Origin of the sequence: Brevibacterium sp. CFH 10365 (genome assembly GCF_009299785.1) — a bacterium.
GTDB lineage: Bacteria > Actinomycetota > Actinomycetes > Actinomycetales > Brevibacteriaceae > Brevibacterium > Brevibacterium limosum.
Map to the genome: position 1 here is coordinate 431,038 of NZ_VIGO01000004.1, position 18,413 is coordinate 449,450.

The following is an 18,413-nucleotide window of genomic DNA, read 5'->3' on the forward strand; positions in this document are numbered from 1 at the left end:
CGTCGGGTTGGGACCGCCGGCCATGCCGTTGGATTCACTCACTCACGAACGTCGCACCTCACCCGGTCACACCGGTGATCTCATCGGTGGCGTGCGGCAGTTCGGCGGTCTTCTCCACCTTCCCGGTATCGAGATCGACGATGTGGATCTCGGACTTCTCCGGTTCGGACACGTAGGCCTTCTCTCCCTGCACGAACAGGGTCGGTCGGGCCTGCTGCCAATCGACCGGCTCCTCCCATTCGCCGATGACGGGGTATTCCTCGTCCACGGTTCCGGACTTCGGGTCGATGACCCGCAGTGCCCCGTCCGTACCGAGGACGAGGGCCTCACCGTCGGGACCGCGGCCCAGCGAGCGGAAGCTGTACGAGGCACCGAGGTCGACGAGCTTCATCGTGCCCGCCTCGGTGTCTGTGAGGCTGATGCGCTCGGGACGTTCGAGCTCGGCGTCCTCGTCGACCTTGTAGTCGCCGAGAACGACCGGAGACTCATCGCTGCCGGCCTGATTGCCGATGCGCCCGTAGTCATCCTCCGCATCGACCTTGCTGAACTCGCCGTCCTTGTACAGCAGTATTCCGTCCTCGCAGCCGAGCGCGATGGCTTCGTCCTGGGCCGCCGCCTCGCCGTGAACGCCCGGGCAGTCTTCGCTGCGGGCGATCTCCTTGCCCTCGGCGTCGACGACCTTCGCCCCGGAGCGCTCCTCCTCGGTGCCGATGGTGTGCAGAGTCGAGCCGTCTTCGAGCCTGACAGCGACACCGTGATGCGGTTCTTCCGCCTGAATCACCTGAGGTTCCGATGCGCCTTCGGCGAAGGAGGAGGTGTCGAAGGTCTGGATCTTGCCGTCCCCGTCGCCGAAGAGCACGGTCGTCCCGCCGTGCCGGACGACGTGCCCGGGAGTATCGGTTTCGTAGACCGTGTCGGTCAGGGTCGGCGCCGCCGCGTAGCTGTGCGTGTGGTCGCCGTGCTCTTCGGTCCAGACCCCGGCGTCGAAGAGCCGGAACCCCTCGGCCACGGAGACCATGACGTGGCGGGAGTCGCCGACGGGGTTGACCCGATTGAAGCCTTCGAGCTTCGTATCGTCGATGACCTCGAGGGTCTGCGCGTCGAGCGTCATGATCCCACCGTCGTAGGTGGTCACCAGGCGCGGGGCGGGTGCGTCGAGTTCCTCGGCGTCCTCGGCTCCGGCCTGTTCGCCGCTGTGTTCGTCGTGACCGGCCGTTTCGCTTCCGCTCGTGCCGCAGGCGGACAGCAGCAGGGTCGCGGCGAGGGCCGCGGATGCGGAGCCGATGATCGTGCGGTGTCGCCTCATCAGTGGTGTTCTCATTTCCTCTGTTCTCTCTTCTTCTCTGTGGTGGAAATCAGTCTTCGGGTGCCAGTCCCGCGGCGATGGCCTCGGCGTTGGCTTTCTGCATGTCGATGTAGGAGGCGGCGCCCCCGTCGGCCTCGGTCAGGGATTCCGAGTACAGGGGCACCACCTCGACCTCGGTATCGACCTCACCGGAGAGCGCCTCGGCGAGTTTCTGCGGTTGGGAGGAGTCGGCGAAGATCGTCGGCACACCTGCTTCCTCGACCGTTCTGGCGAGCTCCTCGAGGTCGGCTGCCGAGGGTGAGGCGAGCGTCGTGCCGCTGGGCAGGACCGCACCGATGACCTCGAAGTCGAAGCGCTCGGCGAAGTAGCCGAACACGTGGTGGTTGGTCACGAGCTTCCGCCGGTCGGCAGGAATCGCCTCGGCGATGCCCGCGATCTCGGCATCGAGGTCTTTCAGCTGGTCCCGGTAGGTGTCTGCGGAATCGGCGACCGCAGCGGCGACCTCACTTCCGACCTGATCAGCCAGGGTGTCTTCGATGGCGTCGACGGCGGTGAGCATGCGTTCCGGGTCGGTCCAGAAGTGCGGATCCGCTTGGCCCGAGCTCTCCCCGCTGCGATAGTCGAGCGGATCGATGTGCTCCCCGACTTCGAGGACCTCGACGCCTTCGCTGCGGGCATTGTCGAGGTTCGCGTTCAGTCCCTCTTCGAGTCCGAGGCCGTTGGACACGATGAGATCCGCTGACTCCATCTGCCCGGCCTCCTTCGCCGAGATCCCGAAGGAGTGGGGATCGGCGTTGGGTTTCATCAGCACCGTGACGTCGGCGGATTCGCCGACGACATTGCGCACGACATCGCCGAGGATGTTCGTCGTCACGACGATGCGCGGGGTCTCCTGCCCGGTCGAGCAGGCCGTGACCGCGGCGGTGAGGCCGAGGGCGAGCGCCCCGGCGAACAGCGAAGTGAACGGTCGGGGCCTGCGCGGATCCCTCGGGCGTCCGCGCCTCGCGCCTCCCGTGCTCATCGGCCGGTGACCGCGAGCGCGGCCGGAGTTCCGCCGACGTCGAAGCTGCGCGCCTGGCGCAGCCCGTCGGCCTGGTCGAGTTCGAGGACGGTGCCCCTGCTCGGGTCGCTGACATAGGTGCGCTCCCGGTCGACGACGACATCGGGACCGGACCCGTGCCCCTCGCTCTCCGTCTTCGGAACGTCGACGAGGTCTTCCTTCGTCTCGGTCTCTCCTGTCTCGGGATCGATCGCATAGGCCGTGCCGTCGGCATCGAGGGCGACCACGGCGGAGTCGTCGCCGGCCACGGAGGCGGCGACCACCTCGGCGCCGGTGTCGGCATACGTCCATTCACCGGACTTCGCATCGAACAGGCCGATTCCGTGGTCATCGAGAGGTGCGGCGGCGAGGTCGCGGCCGACCTCCACCGACCAGGCACGCGACCCGTCGGCCTCGTCGGGGTAGGGCACGAGCTTCGCGGAGAGATCGTCGTCGAACGTCATCAGCCCCTCGGCGCAGGCGAAGGCGGGACCCTCTCTGGTGACCCCGGCGCCGTGGATCTCCGCGCAGTCCTCATCGACGGGCGCGGCTGTGCCCTTCTCGTCGTAGACGGCGAGTGAGGACGGCAGATCCTCCGACGATTCGCCGGGGACGGTGGAGATCAGGTGGTCTTCGTAGGGCACCGCAACACCGTGGTGGGGACCGGGCCTGATGGTGCCGAGCTGTTCGACGTTCCCGTCGCCGAGTCCGCCGCGGTCGAGGAGCTTCGCGCGTCCTTCTCCGTCGAAGAAGAGGGCGACGCCCGTGCCGGCCGAGACGACATGGGCGGGATCGGCGCCGGTGACCGCGTCGAGCGCTGTCGGTTCGGCGCGGTAGTAGTGCTTGTGGTCGCCGTGATCGACGGTCCAGACTCCCGTGTCGACGGGGGTCACGGCTCCGGCCTCCTGATCGGCGAGGTAGAGGTAGCGGGCGTCGGCCCCGGCAAGGATGGTGTCCGCGGTTGCAGGCACCTCGAGCACGGTCTCCTCGCTGAGCAGGTCGAGGATCTGCACGGCACCCGATTCCGAGTCGCTGACGCTCAGGCGCAGCTGCGGTTCGCTCGCCTCCTCGGCGCCTTCGACGTAGCCGTGCGGCGTGGCGGAGTCGGTGTCGGACTCGGGCTCAGCCGCGTCCGGAGAGGCATTCTGACATCCGACGAGCAGTGCGGCGGCCGCGAGGATCGATGCGGCGGCGGGGAGTGGCAGGTTCTTCATGACGACTTTCTACTGATATTCATTCTCATTACCAGCGAAATACTAGCGCATTGCGGAGTCGTTTCGCGACGAGGGCGAGAAAGAAGGCCCCGACGGCGACGAGGGCGATCGTCGCCCCGGCCGAAGTCCCCGCATGCCAGCTGATCAACAGACCCGCGAAGGTCGCGAGAGCGCCGAGGACCGCCGCGGCGACCATCATCGCCCCGACGCTCCTGAACAGCAGGAATGCCGTGGCCGGCGGTCCGATGAGGAGCCCGAAGACGAGCAGCGTGCCGACGACCTGGAACGACGCGACCACCGCGAGGGCCGTGAGGATGAGCAGCGCCGCATGCGCCCACCCCGGCCGCATGCCCAGGGTGGCGGCCTTGCGCTCATCGAAGGCCAGGGCGAGGAACGGCCGCCGCAGAAGGATGCAGGCGAGCACGCCGAGGCCGGTCGCGACGCCGAGGATGACGAGATCGACCCAGCGGACGCCGAGCACGTCCCCGAACAGGAAGGCGGTGAGATCGACGGCGAAGGACTGCGAATGGGAGATGATGACGACGCCGAATGCGAGCATGCCGACGAACAGAAGCCCGATGCTCACGTCCTGGGACAGCTTGGATTCGCGTGCGACCCAGGTGATGCCCGCGGCCATGAGCAGGGCGCTGATCGCTGCGCCGATCATCAGATGCCCACCGAGCAGGGATGCGATCGCAACCCCGGGGAGCATGCCGTGGGACATCGCATCCCCGAAGAACGCGAGGCCGCGCAGCACCACCCAGGTGCCGATGCAGCCGCAGAGTACGGCCGCGAGCACGCCGGCGATGAGCGCGCGGAGGACGAAGGAGACACCGAAGGGCTCGAGGAGGAATTCCATTCATGTGATGATAGTCGTTATCATTATTGAATGGAGAAATCGCCGCCTTCTGTCGACGTCACGGGCCTGACCTGCCACTACGGCGGGCATCTCGCCGTCGATGCCATCGACCTGCACATTCCGGCCGGGGTGGTCACCGCGCTCGTCGGCCACAACGGTTCGGGCAAGTCCACCGTGCTCATGGCCCTGGCCGGGCTGCTCCGCCCCAGCGCCGGAGCGATCGCGGGCCGCCCTGCCGATATCGCCTTCGTCCCCCAGCACAGCAGCGCTCCCGACCATCTGCCGATCACCGTCAGACAGACGGTCGAAATGGGCCGCTGGAGGACCACGGGCCCCTTCGGTCGCCTCAGCCGGAGGGATCGCCGGATCGTCGACGACTGTCTCGAACGGCTGCACATCTCCGATCTTGCCGACCGTCGCCTCGGCGGCCTCTCGGGTGGCCAGCGGCAGCGTACGCTCGTCGCCCAAGGATTGGCCCAGAAGGCGCCCCTGCTTCTCCTCGACGAGCCGTTGGCCGGAGTCGATTCCCAGGCCGTCGCGCTCATCGGTCGAGCGATCGGCGGGGTGCGATCCGAGGGTACGACGATCGTCCTGGCCACCCACGACCAGGCGCAGGCCGACTCCGCGGATCAGGTGGTCCGGCTGCGCCAAGGATCCGTTGCCGAGGTGCGCACACGGGGCCGCGAAGGCGGCTCAGAGGCGCTGACACAGCACAGACGACTGCTACGGTAAGCCCATGGCCAGTGTGACTGAACTCGTGAAGCGCTACTACACCACCGTCGATGCCGAAGATGCGGACGCCACCTCGGCGCTGTTCGCCGCCGACGCCAGCTATGATCGCCCCGGCTATCCGACGATGGTCGGCCGGCAGATCACCGACTTCTACCACGGCGAGCGCGTCATCGAATCCGGTGCGCATTCGCTGCAGGAGATCCTCGTCGACGGCGACCGGGCATCCAGCCGCGGCGTCTTCAGCGGCCGCCTCAAGGACGGTACGGAGACCTCGGTGGGCTTCGCCGACTTCTTCCTCTTCGACACCGAGGGCCTCATCGCCGAACGCACCACATACTTCTACCGGGCAGCCGTCTGATCCCCGGCCGCTCGTCACATGGTGTTGACGATGAGCCCGATGTGCGTGTAGAAGTTCATCGCACCGAAGAGGACGAACACGATTCCGGTGATCGTCCAGACCACACCGGTCACGGAGACTGCGGCACCGCGGGCCGGTGAGTCGGCCGGGGTGCCCAGCACCTGGCGCACGGCGAAGGGGAACAGCACCGCTCCGAGGCCGACCAGAGCAAACAGCAGCGACATGAACGTGGCTTCGATGACCGGGTAGTCGGCGAAGGCGCCTGAGATCGGCTCCTGTGCCGGCGCGGCGAAGAGTTGGTAGACGCTTCCTGCGAGCGCGATGGCGAACAGTGCCAGACCGAGCCCGGCGATGAAGATCGACAGGGGCCGAACCGTGCTCGCCGCCCTGCCCAGCGGATCGACATCGGCCTCGAGGTCACTCCCGCGCTTCCACAGATACCAGGCGGCAGCGAGCATGAGCACGCCGAAAGCAAGGCTCGTCTCACCGAAGATGACGTTGTCAAAGGCGAATCCGCCCGCCGCCAGCGGCCAGGTCAGCGTCATGTGCAGGCCGGTCAGGGTGAGGATGAGTCCCAGTACGCCGAAGGTCAGTGCCCATCCGTCGGTATTGAGCACATGTCTGCCGCTGCGCCATGTCGATCGTCCGCTGTCAGCGGTTCCAGCTGCTCCACCGGCAAGACGCAGCTCCCGGTAGAAGAGGACGACGGCGAGCAGTCCGGCCCCGACCGCCACCGACATGACCGTGTTGTAGGTGGGCATCGTGGCCCAATCGATCATTCCCGGCGATTCGACGCCGGTGAAGAAACTGCCCATAGTCATCTCCTCCTGAGGTGATCGCATCGCAGCCTCCGGGGCGGATTGCCCCGAAGCGCAGATGCTCTTGTCCTAGAGACAACGCTGGGAGCCACCTCAGAGATTCCTTATTCAGGCTGGTGAGAATGTCTGTCCCGTCACCGAACAGATGATTCAGCGACCTTGACCGCGGGCTTCGAGGACCGCTCTTTGGATCCGGTCGCGGACCTCGGCGGATTGTGGGGTCGGCTGCGGACCATAGGCTTCTTCGACCTGTTCGAAGACTTCTTCCATGCCGACGGGATCGACGTCGACGGGCAGATCCTCGATGGCGGCGAAGGCCGGACCGATATGGTCCATGAATCCGCGGATCCCGGCTTCTCCCCCACCGAAGTGCATGCCTTCGAACTGGCCGACGGCCGACCACCGCAGACCCAGCGAATTCTTCATCACCGTGTCGAGGTCTGCAGCAGTGACAACTCCGTTCTGCACGAGCGAGATCGCCTCTCTCATCAGCGCATTCTGCAGCCGGTTGCCGACGAACCCACGGATCTCCCGCCCCAGCACCACAGGTTCGCGACCGCAGCTGCGATAGAATTCGACCGCGGCGCCCACGGTTCCCTGCGAAGTCTGCGGGGAGGGCACGACCTCGACGAGCGGCATGAGATGCGGCGGGTTGAACGGGTGACCGACGATGACTCGGGATGCGGCCGACTCCGGCAGCGCGGGCGCAATCGATGAGGCCGGGATCGTCGATGATGACGTTGCGAACACGGCCTCTCGTGGAGCCGCCTCAGCGATCTGAGAGAACAGCACCGGCTTCGCTTCGGGATCCTCGGGACCGGATTCCTGAACGAAGACGACGCCGGCCACGGCGGCCTCGACGGAATCGGCGGTCTCGACGGTGCCGACCTGTGAGGCCAGCTCATTCCTGGCCGAGGCATCAGCGGTGACCTCGGCCTGCAGGCCGGCGACCACCTCGGCGAGGTCGGAACGCGGGTCGAAGACCCGCACGGTGTACCCGCTGCGGGCGAAGAGATAGGCGAACGATCGGCCGATGGTTCCGGCGCCGATGACGGCGACTGTTGAGCTCATGTGTCCAGGCTATACCCGCCCCGCCGGCTCAGGCGGCGGGGTTCGCCGTAGTCGAATCGTTGCCGTGCGCGTCCCACCGAGGCCGGGATCGGGTGGCACAATGTCACCATGAGCGCGAACCCAGAACTGAGAACTGTGGACTCGGAGATCCTCGCCCTGGCGGAGGACGAATACGCCGCCGCGGCAGAGACCGCCCGCATCGACGTGCGCGAGATCCACACCGCCGACGAGGCGGCGAAGGCGTCGATGCTGCTCGATGAGGTCTGGAACGTCGATGAGACCGGCGCGAATGTGTTCGAACCCAGCCTCATCATCGCCTTCGCCCACGCCGGCAACTATGTCTCGGCCGCGTACAGCCTCGACGAACCCGACGAGATGATCGGTGTCACCATCGGATTTTTCGGCCAGCCGCTGGGCACTCTCATGCATTCGCATATCGCGGGAGTCCGCCACCAGGTCATCGGCCGCGGCGCCGGATCTGCGATGAAGCTGCACCAGCGCCTGTGGTGCCTCAACCTCGGGATCACCGAGATGACCTGGACCTTCGACCCCTTGGTCGCCCGAAATGCCTACTTCAACTTCCAGCGCCTGGGCGTCGGCATGGTCGAATACCTCGAGGACTTCTACGGGCAGATGCGCGACGGCGTGAACTCCGGCCAAGCCAGCGATCGGATGATGGTGTCATGGCCGCTCGACCGTCCGGCGCGGGCCTCGGTCGTCGATCCCGGATCGGCGTTCCCCTGCCTGCGCGCCGACGACGACGGGGAACCGCTGCTGAGCGAGGTGCCGAAGGAGACCGAATTCGTCTCACTGGACTTCCCCTCCGATATCGAAGACCTGCGCGGCCAGGATGCCGAGCTCGCCAGCCGCTGGCGACTGGCGCTGCGCACGTCGCTGACGGGCCTCGTCGGGGACGGCTGGGTCGTCGACACCTGCCTCAAGGGCGGCACATACCTCCTCCACCACCCCTGAGGCTCGGGCCCGATTCGCGGTCCGGCCGTCGCACCCACCCCGCCGGGGCCCGTTCACCCGATTCGTTCACCGGGTCCGTTCACCCGGCTCGTTCACCGGGTCTGTTCACCGCGGCGTCATCTGACCCGTGTTCACTGATGCGATGACCGCTGCACTCGCCCGCACCGCCGAGGTGGCCGGATCGTTCCTGCGCCTGGGCCTGACCTCGTTCGGCGGCCCCGTCGCCCACCTCGGATATTTCCGCGAGACCTTCGTCGACCGCCGCTCGTGGTTGGACGACCGCGAATATGCCGACCTCGTGGCCCTGTGCCAGATGCTGCCCGGCCCCGCGTCGAGTCAGGTCGGGATGGGTCTCGGTCTGCGCCGTGCAGGCCTGCCGGGGCTGGCGGCGGCGTGGGTGAGCTTCACCCTGCCGTCGGCGATTCTGCTCACTCTCTTCGCACTCGGGCTCTCGGCCTTCGGCGACCTCGGCGATGCCGGATGGCTGCTCGGGCTCAAGGCCGCCGCGGTCGCCGTCGTCGCCGGGGCCGTGCAGTCGATGGCGCGAACGCTGACCCCGGACGCCCGGCGGGCGAGCATCGCCGCGGCCGCCCTCATCCTCATGCTCGTCGTCCCGGACTCGATCGTGCCGACGGCCCTCGTCCAGATCGCCGCGATCGTCCTCGGCGGAGTGCTCGGCCTGGTCTGGCTGAAACGGGACCACCGAGGTGCGAACGACCAGAAGCCCCTCGCCGAGGCGGCCGCCCCCGACACAGCGACCGCCGCGGTCGGGTCTCACGCCCCCGCCTCTCGGCTCGGCACACGAGGCGCGCGGCGGCTGGGCATCGGTGCCCTCATCGCCTTCGCCGCGCTCCTCTTCGGACTGCCCGCGCTCACCGCGACGACCGGGGACGCGACCATCCGCCTCATCGACATCTTCTATCGGGCCGGAGCCCTGGTCTTCGGCGGCGGCCATGTCGTCCTGCCCCTGCTCGAGGCCGAACTCGTGCCCACCGGGCTGGTCGATCACGACACGTTCCTCGCCGGGTACGGAGCCGCTCAGGCCGTCCCCGGTCCCCTATTCACCTTCGCGGCGTTCCTCGGCGCGTCGATGACGACGGGGCCCAGCGGCATCCTCGGTGCCGGCATCGCTCTGCTGGTGATCTTCCTTCCAGCCGGACTGCTGGTGATCGGGATTCTGCCGTTCTGGGAACGGCTGCGCGCCTGGGAACCGGCGACGGCGGCACTGACCGGAGTCAATGCCGCCGTCGTCGGGCTGTTGGGGGCCGCCCTCTATGACCCCGTGTTCGTCGAGGGGATCACCTCGCCTGCGACCCTGGCGCTGGCCGTCGCCGCCTTCGTCGCCGGGACCATGTGGAAGGTCCCCGCGTGGGCGACGGTGATCGGCGCCGGGCTGGCAGGCTGGCTGCTGCTGTGAGCCTGAAGGCTCGGACGCTCAGGACTCTTCCCAGTCCTTGCGCAGCAGCTTCTTGTCGAGTTTGCCCACCGAGGTGCGCGGCATCTCCTCGACGACCCTGACCTCGTCGGGCATCTGCCACTTCGCGAAACGAGAACTCAGCGTCTCGACGATCGAGTCCCTGGTCACCTCGGCGCCGGGGTTGGCGACGACATACGCGACGGGGCGCTCATCCCATTTCTCGTCGGGGACGCCGATGACGGCGGCCTCGCTGACGTCGGAATTGTCGAGGATCGCGTTCTCCATGTCGATCGACGAGATCCACTCGCCGCCGGACTTGATGACGTCCTTGAGACGGTCGGTGATCTTGAGGTACCCGTGCTCATCGATGGTGGCGACGTCACCCGAACGCCACCAGCCGTCGAGGAAGCGATCGGCATTGTCGGGCAGCTGGAAGTACGACTCAGTGATCCAGGGCCCGCGCATGAGCAGCTCGCCCATCGCCTTCCCATCACGCGGCAGCTCATTGCCTTCGGGGTCGACGATCTTCATCTCGACACCGATGATCGGCAGACCCTGCGAGCGCTTGAGATCCCACTTCTCCTCATCATCGAGGTCGAGACCGGGACGGATCTTCCAGTTCGTCGACGCGAGCGGGGTGGTCTCGGTGGCACCGTAGCCGTGGATGACGTCGGCACCGGTGAGTTCCTTGAAGCCGCGCATCATCGACAGCGGCGGTTCCGAGGATCCGGACACCAGCCGGACGCCGGAGAGATCCGGAGCCTGCGGCATCTTCTTCATCATCTGCAGCATCGGTCCGAAGATGGCGGGCGCGCCATTGGCCAGGGTGACCTTCTCCTCGACGAAGGCCTGAGCGATGGCGCCGAACTCCTCGGCGGCGAACTTGCCCGGCAGGACGAGTTTGGCGCCGGCGGCCACAGCGTTCTGCGGGAAGCCCCACGACAGAACATGGAACATCGGGGTGATGGGCATGACGCAGTCGTCGAAGCTCGCGTGCAGTGCGGCAAGACCGCCCATGGTGTGCAGGTAGATCGAGCGGTGCGAGTAGTACACGCCCTTGGGACGGCCGGTGGTGCCGGTGGTGTATCCGGCGTAGGCGGCGGTCTTCTCGTCGACGACCGGCCAGTCGAAGGTCTCGGACTTGTCGGCGATGAGATCTTCGTAGGAGATGACGTTGTCCAGGCTCGTCTCGATCTCGGCGATCGGTCTGTCGGTCATGACGACCCAGCCCTTGACGTCGAGCTTCGGGGCCAGCGATTCGGCGACGGACAGAAGCGATTCGTCGACGAAGATCCAATCGGACTTCGAATGGCTGACGACGTAGGCGAGGTCTTCGGGAGCCAGGCGCAGGTTGAGCTGGAGCATGGTGGCGGCCACACCGGGGACGGCGAAGTAGAGCTCGAGGTGGCGGCGGGAGTTCCAGTCGAGGACGCCGACCATGGAGCCCGCGCCGACGCCGAGGTCGGCGAGACCCTGCGCGAGCTGAGCCATGCGTTTGAACTCGTCGGCGTAGTTCGACCGGCCCCAGGAACCGTCCGAACGGCGGTAGACGACCTCGGCATCACCGAAGACGGTGGCTGCATGGCGGATGAGGCTGGTGGTATTGAGCTGATAGCTGTCGCCCAGGGTGGACGGGATTCCTGTCAGCATGAGACTCCTTCGTTCGTGCTCCGGTCCCGCCGCGACGCTGTGGCCGCGGCGAGGGAAGTGTCGTGATCGCCTGTTTCGTGGTGGGCGGTCGTCACCATCACATCAGTACCGACAGCGGCACGGATGCGGATGTGTCGATTCGTGGTCAAACAGTTATGAACCGATTCCTCCGAACTAGCCCGAGCATCACTCCCCGGTGAACGTCGGAGCGCGTTTGTCGAGAAATGCGGCGACTCCTTCTGAGAAGTCCTTGCTCGCGCGCAGAGTGTCCTGCCCTTCGACTTCGCGACCGAACGACGAGTCGAGTTCGGCCAGGCTGGCCCGGTTGATCGCTCGCTTCGAGGCGGTCAGGGCCCGGGTGGGGCCCTGCGCGAAGACCGCGGCGACCTCTTCGGCACGTGAGAGGTGGCTTCCGGCGGGGACGACTTCGCTGGCCAGCCCCCAGTCGAGAGCATCGGCGGCCTGCAGCTTCTCTCCCGTCAGCGCCAGGCGCAGAGCCCGGTGGCGCCCGGCCGAGGCGGCGACCAAGGCGGTCGAACCGCCGTCGGGCATGAGACCGATCTTGGTGAAGGGCAGCATGAGATAGGACTTCTCGCTCATCACCAGGTAGTCGCAGGCCAGGGCGAGGGAGCATCCGATTCCGGCCGCCGGTCCGGAGACCGCTGCGATCGTGGGAATGGACAGGTCGAGGATCGACGCGATGATCGCGTTTGCACCGGCGAGGTCGATGCCCTCGCGCCTCTCGACTCCTCCCTGCAGATCCGCACCGGAGCTGAAGGCCCGTTCGCTGCCGGTGAGGATGAGCGCACGGGAGTTCGCGGCCGCCTCGGTGACGGCTCTGCCGATGGTCTGGAACGTTTCCTCGTCGAGTGCGTTGAGGCTCTCCGGACGGTTGATGGTCACAGTCGTGACACCACCGCTGACTTCGGTGAGAACACTGGTGGACAATGCGACTCCTTCGTACGAATCCGCTGATCCGATTGGATGGTAGGGCGTCGGCCCCCGTCCGCCGAGTCGGCGTTCGGAAGCTTCTACCGCCACTTTAACGTACGTTAAGTTGATCTGCGTCACAGACCGACCGTCGAACGGATTCGTCTGCCTGAGGCCACGGTGCCGAACGGATTCGTCTGCCTCAGACCACGGTGGCGTCGAGCTGAGCGGCGGTGAGGTCCCGGTCGGCGAAGACCAGTCGAACGGCAGCCGGGTCGGGATTGCCGGCGTCGGGCACCCGACGGACGAGTTCGAGCCCGAGCTTGCGGGCGACCACCGCCGAGGCGGTGTTGTGCTCGAGCAGATACGCCACGACCGGCAGCTCGGGATCGATGTCCGTGGCGGCTGCGATCGCATCCCGCGACACCGCGGTCGCCAATCCGTGTCCCTGCGCTTCGGGGCGGAAGCGGTAGCCGAGGTTCCAGAACGCTCCGGGTGTGCGGCGGGAGGCACCGGGTCCGGGCACGCCGCGCAGCGAACATCCGCAGTGGCCCACGATCTCCCCTCCGGCAGCCCTCCTGACCATCCACGGCCCGATTCCGTCGAGCTCCCACTGCGAGACCAGCTTGACGAGGACCGCCTCGGCCTCTTCCGCCTCTGTCAACCGTCCGCTGGGCAGGTGTGTCCAGACCCGCGGGTCGGAGTCGATGGCGAAGAACTGGTCGAGGTCGCCCACGCCGGGCCGGTCGAGCACATAGTCGGGCGTGTGCCCCATCAGGCCAGGGCCGCCTCGAGGTCGTCCCACAGGTCGTCGAGGTTCTCGATGCCCACGCTCAGGCGGATGAGTCCCTCGGGCACGGTCGCGGGTTCCGACGGATGCCGGCGACGACGCTCGATGAGGGATTCCACCCCGCCCAGGGACGTTGCCGGTGTCCACAGTCGGACCGCCTCGGCGATGGCGGTGGCCCTGTCCGCGGATTCGACGGTGAAGGAGATGATCGCCCCGAAACCGTTCATCTGCGCAGCGGCGCGGGCGTGGCCTGGGTCGTTCGGCAGGCCCGGGTAGCGGGTTTCGACGACGGCGGGGTGGACGGCCAGGCGCTCGGCGATGGCTTGGGCGTTGGTCTGCGCACGGTCGAGGCGCACCGCCAGGGTGCGCAGTCCGCGCAGGGCCAGCCAGACCTCGAAGGGTCCGGCGATGCCGCCGCGCATCGACCGTTCCGCGTGCAGGTCCTGCCGCAGTGCGGTGCTGCCGGTCACGACTGCGCCGAGGACGACGTCGGAGTGGCCTGCCAGGTATTTCGTCACCGAGTGCACGACGATGTCGGCGCCCAGGTCGAGCGGAGTCTGCAGCAGCGGGGTGGCGAAGGTGTTGTCGACGCAGACGAGGAAACCGCGGTCCCCTGCGGCCGCGGTCAGCGCGGGAACGTCGGCGACCTCGAGCATCGGGTTCGTCGGCGACTCGATCCACAGCATGCCCGGGGATCCGGCTCCGTCCGCTCTCGCCGAGGCGGCCCTCCCATCCGCTGCCACCTGGCCCGGTGTCGCGTGCCCCGCGTCGTCGAGGGCGGCGATGACCGCCTCGGTGTCGGCGATGTCGACGGTGACGAGGTCGAAGTTCTGGCGCTTCGCGATCTGCTCCGCGGAGGCGAGCGCACCCTGGTAGCTGTGGGTCGGGATGATCAGTGTGCCTCCGGCGGGAACGAGGCTGACGACGGCCGAGATCGCCGCGAGACCCGAGCCGAAGACCAGCCCGGGCAGTGCCGAGTGCTCCAGCTGACCGAGCGCTTCTTCGAACGGCGTCCACGCGGGAGTGTCGAAGCGGGCGTAGGCATAGGGGGACGCGGAGATGTCGCCCGTGCTCACGAAGGTCGAGGACAGATCGATCGGCGGATTCACCGCGGCACCGTCGGTGCGCTGCGGGCGTCCGGTTTCGACGACGATGGTGTCCGGAGCGAACTCGGAGCGAGTGACGGGTGAGGAGGCAGGCTCAGGCTGTGTCATGTGCCCAATATAAGGGTACGGCCGCCGCTTATGCTGAGCCGTCCGGGGCCGCCCTCCGGGCCCTCTGCCCCACGCCGCCCTCAGCCTGCTGCGAGTCCCCTACCCCAGGCTGGCGACCATATGGTCGAGCAGCAGACGTGCCCCGGGTGACTGCCGTCGGATCTTCGCCCACACGGCGTGGAGTTCGCGGGTGAGATCGACATCGTCGGCGACCGGCAGCGGCACCAGACGTCCGGCCCGGAAGTCGTCGCGCAGCGCGAGCTCGGAGAGCACTGCGGGTGCGACGGCTGTGGCCGCGGCGATGCGCAGGGCGGAGTTCGAGCCGTACTCCCCCGCCACGCGCACCCCGTCGGCTTCGGCGAGTGCCGCGTCGATGGCCTCCCTGGTGCCCGATCCGATCTCGCGCACCAGCAGGGGCACCTGCGCCAGCTCCTCCGCGGTGATCGGCTTCGTCCAGGCGTGGGCGAAGTCCGGGGCGCAGGCGATCATGAGTCGGTCACGGCCGACCACCTCGGCGTTGAGATCCTGGGGCAGGGACACGGTTTCGATGAGGCCGAGGTCGCAGGTCTGCCGGCGCACCCGGTCGATGACGGTCGCGGAGTTCTCCACGGACAGTCCGATGTCGATCTTCGGGTGCGCGGCGCGGAAGGTCGTGAGGTGGCGGGGCATGAGGTACTCGGCGACCGTCAGCGAGGCGCTGACCTTGACTGTTCCGGCTCGGGCGTCCTGGATGGCGCGGGCCCCGGTGTAGAGGGTGTCATAGGCTTCGATGACCGTCGACGCCCATTCGGCGACGGCGCGGCCTTCGACGGTGAGTTCGGTTCCCCGCGGCGAGCGCCGCAGCAGCGGCACCTTGAGGTCGCGTTCGAGGTTGCGCAGGCTGCGGGAGGCATTCGGCTGGGCGAGGTCGAGTTTCGCCGCGGCCTGACCGATCGATCTGGCGTTGCCGCTGAGGGCCACCAGCAGCCCCAGCGCCTGGAGCTCGGGCCAGTTCTTCATATTCCCGAGATCGTGCATATGCTCATCATGACATATCAGATCCATATGGGTTGCGTCGGAATCACCGTCTACTGCGACTGACCGGGCGTTGACAGACTGAAGCCATGAACCGCTTCACGTCCCTTCTGCCCGGACTCGCCGTCGCCGCTGCGGCCACGGCCGTCGCGTGGCCGATCTCCATGCTCCTGCCCGTGCTCTCGCCGCTGCTCGTGGCGATCGTGCTCGGCATCCTCCTGGGCAATCTCGTGCCCGACCTCCCCGAGACGTTCATGCCCGGACTCAACTTCGCGGCGAAGCCGCTGCTGCGCCTGGGCATCGTCGCCCTCGGCGCGCAGGTCGTGCTCGGCGACATCCTCGACCTCGGCTGGCTCGTCCTCGTCCTCGCCGCCGTCATCGTCGCCGCCGGCATCCTCTCGGCCATCGCCTTGGCCAAACCGCTCAAGGTCGACCGACCCCTGGCCGTGCTCATCGGCAGCGGATTCGGCATCTGCGGTGCTGCCGCCGTCGCCGGCGTCGAGTCGACTCTGAAGTCGAAGAAGGAGGATGTGGCGGCAGCGATCGGCCTCGTCGTCCTCTTCGGCACCCTGATGATCGCGATCGTCCCCGGCCTCTCGACCGCTATGGGCCTGTCCCCGGAGACCGCCGGAATGTGGGGCGGGGCCGCCACCCATGAGGTCGCTCAGGTCGTGGCGATCGGCGGAATCATCGGACCCGCCGCCCTCGAGATCGCCGTCCTCGTCAAGCTCGCCCGCGTCATCATGCTCGCTCCCACCGTCGCCGTGTTCAGCTATGCCGTGCGCCGCGCCGAGAACAGGGCACCGGCGAACTCCACCACCGAGACGGCCGACGGATCCGCTGAGACCTCCGCAGAGGCGGGCTCGGGTGCCTCGTCCGCGGGGTCGGTGTCGACGACGACGAAGGCGGCTCCGGCTCAGGGCAAGCGCCCGCCGATCGTGCCTCTCTTCGTCGTCGGCTTCCTCGTCATGGCGGCCCTGCGCACCTTCGGTCTGCTGCCGGAGTTCGCGGTCACCGGACTCAGCTGGATCCAGACCGTGTGCCTGGCGATGGCGATGTTCGCCCTCGGCCGCGGAGTGCAGTGGCGGTCGCTGAAGAACCTCGGTGCCCGACCGATCGCACTGGCCACACTGGTCACGATCATCGTCGCCCTCATCGCTCTCGGCGGAGCCGTTCTGCTCACCTGAGGCCGCCCCCAATTACTACCTGACGGCGGCTCAGCAACCTGGCGCAAGGTTGTTGAGCCGCCGTCAGGTAGTCCTGAGGCCGCCCTCTCCCTGCGGGCCGTCGGCGCCAACCGACGGCCCGTTCTCACGTCATCGCCACCGAGCGGGACCGCGGATTCCCGGTGGCCGCCTCGGCGAGGGTTTTCCGTCTGTCGGGACTTTCCGACGGATCGGGCACGCCTCACCTGTACCTGCCGGTAACACTGGTAGTGTCTCTCAGCGAATCAGCCAGCGATGCTCAGTGTCGCTTCAGCCTTCGCAAGGACATCATGCTCACTCAGATCATTGCTCTGCTCATATTCATCGCTCTCTTCGCGGTCGGTGCTGTCCGCGGTGTGCAGATCGGCGTGCTCATGCTCGTCGGCGCGGCCGGAACCGGGCTCCTATTCACCGATATGGCGGTCGAGGACATCATCGCCGAGTTTCCGCTGAGCATCATGATCCTGCTGGCGGGAGTGACCTACTTCTTCGCGATCGCGCAGGAGAACGGGACCGTCGACAAGATCATCGACTGGGCCCTCGAACGCGTCGGATCCTCGGCGGTGCTGCTGCCGGTCGTGTTCTTCCTCATCACCGGCGGGATCGCAGCCATGGGCGCCCCGCTGGCCGGCCTGGTGATGATGCCGGTGGGCATGCAGGTCGCGCGCAAGTACGGGGTCGACTATGCGCTCATGGGCCTGGCGATCTGCTTCGCCATCGGCGCCGGCGGATTCGCCCCGACCAGCCTCTACGGAATCGTCACCTATTCGACCGCGCATGATGCCGGAATCGATCTGTCACCGTTCCTGCTCTTCGGCATCGCCGTGGCCGTCTACCTCGTCATGCTCGCCGTCGCCTACTTCATGTACGGGCGGTCACTGTTCTCGAAGACCACGGTGGCGGCCGCTGCGCATGCTGAGGCCGGGGGCGGGGCACATTCCGGGAACGCTTCGGCCGGGGCCCGCACCGGAAGCGCGCAGTCGACGATCTCGCGCGGTTCCGCCTCGGCGTCGAGTGTCGCCTTCGGTGAGGACGACGAGGATGAAGCGCTCTTCGACTCCTCCTCCAGCTCTGAGACGGTCGAGTCCTCGCCCTTCACCTTCGCGCAGATCCTCACCGTGATCTTCATGGTCGGCCTCATCGGCACCGTGGTCGTCCTCGCGGCCCTCGGCCAGGAACCGGACATCGGTCTGCTGTGCTTCATGTTCGGCGCGATCCTCTCGCTCGTCGACCCGAAGACGGGCAAGGCCGCGATCCCGAAGATCGACTGGCCGACCGTGCTGCTCGTCGGCGGCATCATCACCTTCGTCGGCGTGCTGCAGAACATGGGCGCCGTCGACCTGCTCGGCGAGGGCGCCGAGGCGATCGGTTCGCCGCTCATCGCCGCGTTCGTCCTCTGCATCGTCGGCGGTCTGGTCTCTGCATTCGCCTCGACCACCGGCATCCTGGCCGCGCTCGTGCCGCTGGCGCTGCCCCTCATCGCCGCAGGTGGGGTGCCCGGGTGGGCACTCATCGCGGCACTGGGCGTGTGCTCGGCCGTCGTCGACGTCTCACCGTTCTCGACGCTGGGCGCCACGGTCGTCGCGACCGCCCCTGTCGAGGACAAGCCGCGCCTGACCCGCATCCTCGTGAAGTTCGGCATGTCGATGGTCGTCATCGGCCCGGTCGCCCTCGTCGGCGGCCTGGTCGTGCCCGCGATGGTCTTCTGAGGGGCGCGCCAGCGGGCCAGCGCCCTTCTCCTCCAAACTAGTGGTCAGTATCGGATACTTTCTTTCAACCGAAGTGTCCGATGCTGACCTATTCTTGGCTTGGCAGCGCGTGCCC

At 67.4% G+C, this 18,413-nt stretch carries 17 protein-coding genes; 6 read left to right on the forward strand and 11 right to left on the reverse strand.

Going from position 1 to position 18,413, the window contains the following annotated elements; translation table 11 throughout:
• Window positions 1-58: 58 nt before the first annotated feature.
• From aztD to aztB, 4 genes are read right to left on the reverse strand one after another with little or no spacing between them, the layout of a single operon-like run.
• Complete coding sequence (gene aztD / locus FHG09_RS10590) at window positions 59-1,306, reverse strand: zinc metallochaperone AztD (protein ID WP_152347601.1); 1,248 nt, start codon at window positions 1,304-1,306, stop codon at window positions 59-61.
• Between the two features lie 49 nt (window positions 1,307-1,355).
• Complete coding sequence (aztC, locus tag FHG09_RS10595) at window positions 1,356-2,327, reverse strand: zinc ABC transporter substrate-binding protein AztC (protein WP_152347602.1); 972 nt, start codon at window positions 2,325-2,327, stop codon at window positions 1,356-1,358.
• The gene (locus FHG09_RS10600) at window positions 2,324-3,559 is read right to left on the reverse strand and encodes a PQQ-binding-like beta-propeller repeat protein (RefSeq protein ID WP_152347603.1); all 1,236 of its coding nucleotides are present in this window, start codon (window positions 3,557-3,559) and stop codon (window positions 2,324-2,326) included. The genes aztC and FHG09_RS10600 overlap by 4 nt, the downstream gene beginning before the upstream one ends.
• A gap of 28 nt (window positions 3,560-3,587) precedes the next feature.
• Window positions 3,588-4,418 (reverse strand): zinc ABC transporter permease AztB, encoded by an 831-nt coding sequence (aztB, locus tag FHG09_RS10605; protein WP_152347604.1) that lies wholly within the window; start codon window positions 4,416-4,418, stop codon window positions 3,588-3,590.
• A gap of 30 nt (window positions 4,419-4,448) precedes the next feature.
• Here aztB and aztA point away from each other — a divergent pair, with 30 nt between their 5' ends.
• Together aztA and FHG09_RS10615 are read left to right on the forward strand one after the other, a co-directional pair.
• Window positions 4,449-5,150, forward strand: coding sequence for a zinc ABC transporter ATP-binding protein AztA (gene aztA, locus FHG09_RS10610; RefSeq protein WP_152347605.1), 702 nt, complete (start codon window positions 4,449-4,451; stop codon window positions 5,148-5,150).
• 4 nt (window positions 5,151-5,154) lie between these two features.
• A complete protein-coding gene (locus tag FHG09_RS10615; protein WP_152347606.1) occupies window positions 5,155-5,508 on the forward strand; it encodes a nuclear transport factor 2 family protein in 354 nt (117 codons plus the stop codon).
• 14 nt (window positions 5,509-5,522) lie between these two features.
• Here the strand turns inward: FHG09_RS10615 and FHG09_RS10620 are convergent, their stop codons facing one another.
• Window positions 5,523-6,323 carry a DUF981 family protein gene (locus FHG09_RS10620; protein ID WP_152347607.1) on the reverse strand — a complete coding sequence of 267 codons (801 nt, stop codon included), beginning with the start codon at window positions 6,321-6,323 and terminating at the stop codon, window positions 5,523-5,525.
• 153 nt (window positions 6,324-6,476) lie between these two features.
• Complete coding sequence (locus tag FHG09_RS10625) at window positions 6,477-7,397, reverse strand: 3-hydroxyacyl-CoA dehydrogenase NAD-binding domain-containing protein (RefSeq protein WP_152347608.1); 921 nt, start codon at window positions 7,395-7,397, stop codon at window positions 6,477-6,479.
• 108 nt (window positions 7,398-7,505) lie between these two features.
• Between FHG09_RS10625 and FHG09_RS10630 the strand changes: the two genes are divergently transcribed.
• Window positions 7,506-8,369 carry a hypothetical protein gene (locus FHG09_RS10630; protein ID WP_152347609.1) on the forward strand — a complete coding sequence of 288 codons (864 nt, stop codon included), beginning with the start codon at window positions 7,506-7,508 and terminating at the stop codon, window positions 8,367-8,369.
• A gap of 142 nt (window positions 8,370-8,511) precedes the next feature.
• The gene (gene chrA, locus FHG09_RS10635) at window positions 8,512-9,786 is read left to right on the forward strand and encodes a chromate efflux transporter (protein ID WP_152347610.1); all 1,275 of its coding nucleotides are present in this window, start codon (window positions 8,512-8,514) and stop codon (window positions 9,784-9,786) included.
• 18 nt (window positions 9,787-9,804) lie between these two features.
• On the opposite strand, the gene FHG09_RS10640 is transcribed toward chrA, so the two are convergent.
• From FHG09_RS10640 to FHG09_RS10660, 5 genes are all read right to left on the reverse strand, one after another.
• A complete protein-coding gene (locus FHG09_RS10640) occupies window positions 9,805-11,436 on the reverse strand; it encodes a long-chain-fatty-acid--CoA ligase (RefSeq protein ID WP_152347611.1) in 1,632 nt (543 codons plus the stop codon).
• A 186-nt stretch (window positions 11,437-11,622) separates the two neighbouring features.
• The gene (locus FHG09_RS10645; RefSeq protein WP_152347612.1) at window positions 11,623-12,384 is read right to left on the reverse strand and encodes an enoyl-CoA hydratase; all 762 of its coding nucleotides are present in this window, start codon (window positions 12,382-12,384) and stop codon (window positions 11,623-11,625) included.
• A 184-nt stretch (window positions 12,385-12,568) separates the two neighbouring features.
• Window positions 12,569-13,141 carry a GNAT family N-acetyltransferase gene (locus FHG09_RS10650; RefSeq protein ID WP_152347613.1) on the reverse strand — a complete coding sequence of 191 codons (573 nt, stop codon included), beginning with the start codon at window positions 13,139-13,141 and terminating at the stop codon, window positions 12,569-12,571.
• Window positions 13,141-14,370, reverse strand: coding sequence for a trans-sulfuration enzyme family protein (locus tag FHG09_RS10655; RefSeq protein ID WP_152347614.1), 1,230 nt, complete (start codon window positions 14,368-14,370; stop codon window positions 13,141-13,143). The genes FHG09_RS10650 and FHG09_RS10655 overlap by 1 nt, the downstream gene beginning before the upstream one ends.
• Before the next feature lie 99 nt (window positions 14,371-14,469).
• Window positions 14,470-15,387: a LysR family transcriptional regulator gene (locus FHG09_RS10660; protein ID WP_152347615.1), complete on the reverse strand. Its 918-nt coding sequence runs from the start codon at window positions 15,385-15,387 to the stop codon at window positions 14,470-14,472.
• Between the two features lie 86 nt (window positions 15,388-15,473).
• Here FHG09_RS10660 and FHG09_RS10665 point away from each other — a divergent pair, with 86 nt between their 5' ends.
• Both FHG09_RS10665 and FHG09_RS10670 read left to right on the forward strand, forming a co-directional pair.
• Window positions 15,474-16,571: a YeiH family protein gene (locus tag FHG09_RS10665; protein WP_152347616.1), complete on the forward strand. Its 1,098-nt coding sequence runs from the start codon at window positions 15,474-15,476 to the stop codon at window positions 16,569-16,571.
• A 308-nt stretch (window positions 16,572-16,879) separates the two neighbouring features.
• Window positions 16,880-18,298, forward strand: a complete 1,419-nt coding sequence (locus FHG09_RS10670; RefSeq protein ID WP_152347617.1) for an SLC13 family permease — start codon at window positions 16,880-16,882, stop codon at window positions 18,296-18,298.
• The last annotated feature ends 115 nt before the right edge of the window (window positions 18,299-18,413 follow it).

Coding starts and splice junctions, on each gene's coding strand:
- aztB (WP_152347604.1), bottom strand. CDS start 4,418: ATGGAATTCCTCCTCGAGCCCTTCGGTGTCTCCTTCGTCCTCCGCGCG.
- FHG09_RS10615 (WP_152347606.1), top strand. CDS start 5,155: ATGGCCAGTGTGACTGAACTCGTGAAGCGCTACTACACCACCGTCGAT.
- FHG09_RS10640 (WP_152347611.1), bottom strand. CDS start 11,436: ATGCTGACAGGAATCCCGTCCACCCTGGGCGACAGCTATCAGCTCAAT.
- FHG09_RS10620 (WP_152347607.1), bottom strand. CDS start 6,323: ATGGGCAGTTTCTTCACCGGCGTCGAATCGCCGGGAATGATCGATTGG.
- FHG09_RS10630 (WP_152347609.1), top strand. CDS start 7,506: ATGAGCGCGAACCCAGAACTGAGAACTGTGGACTCGGAGATCCTCGCC.
- FHG09_RS10665 (WP_152347616.1), top strand. CDS start 15,474: ATGAACCGCTTCACGTCCCTTCTGCCCGGACTCGCCGTCGCCGCTGCG.
- FHG09_RS10650 (WP_152347613.1), bottom strand. CDS start 13,141: ATGGGGCACACGCCCGACTATGTGCTCGACCGGCCCGGCGTGGGCGAC.
- FHG09_RS10655 (WP_152347614.1), bottom strand. CDS start 14,370: ATGACACAGCCTGAGCCTGCCTCCTCACCCGTCACTCGCTCCGAGTTC.
- chrA (WP_152347610.1), top strand. CDS start 8,512: ATGACCGCTGCACTCGCCCGCACCGCCGAGGTGGCCGGATCGTTCCTG.
- FHG09_RS10600 (WP_152347603.1), bottom strand. CDS start 3,559: ATGAAGAACCTGCCACTCCCCGCCGCCGCATCGATCCTCGCGGCCGCC.
- aztC (WP_152347602.1), bottom strand. CDS start 2,327: ATGAGCACGGGAGGCGCGAGGCGCGGACGCCCGAGGGATCCGCGCAGG.
- FHG09_RS10660 (WP_152347615.1), bottom strand. CDS start 15,387: ATGCACGATCTCGGGAATATGAAGAACTGGCCCGAGCTCCAGGCGCTG.
- FHG09_RS10670 (WP_152347617.1), top strand. CDS start 16,880: ATGCTCACTCAGATCATTGCTCTGCTCATATTCATCGCTCTCTTCGCG.
- aztA (WP_152347605.1), top strand. CDS start 4,449: ATGGAGAAATCGCCGCCTTCTGTCGACGTCACGGGCCTGACCTGCCAC.
- FHG09_RS10625 (WP_152347608.1), bottom strand. CDS start 7,397: ATGAGCTCAACAGTCGCCGTCATCGGCGCCGGAACCATCGGCCGATCG.
- aztD (WP_152347601.1), bottom strand. CDS start 1,306: ATGAGGCGACACCGCACGATCATCGGCTCCGCATCCGCGGCCCTCGCC.